The 220-nt window shown below is 55.9% G+C and carries 1 pseudogene; it reads right to left on the reverse strand.

What is annotated here, in order from left to right:
* Positions 1-124 (reverse strand): annotated as a pseudogene (locus tag QP413_RS10245) (IS256 family transposase); the annotation flags it as partial.
* Between the last annotated feature and the right edge of the window lie 96 nt (positions 125-220).

Consider the following 220-nt stretch of genomic DNA (forward strand, 5'->3'; position numbering starts at 1 on the left):
GGGTGTTGCGGGTAAAGGAGTGTCCGCAGTGGGTGCAGCGCCAACGGGTGGTTGATTTGCTGGTGGTGCCGTTTTTCTTTGTGTTGTTGCCGCATAGTGGGCAGCTGGGGCGGTTGGTGGTCATCCTTTAATCCAACCGGTGTGCGGTTAGCACAAATGTGGCCGGAGGTGCGGGATGGTGTGGGTAATAGCTTTCGGGGAGCTATTCTTTGGTGATTTG

The sequence above is a fragment of the Corynebacterium sp. UMB4614 genome (genome assembly GCF_030217065.1).
In the GTDB taxonomy this organism is placed as follows: Bacteria; Actinomycetota; Actinomycetes; order Mycobacteriales; family Mycobacteriaceae; genus Corynebacterium.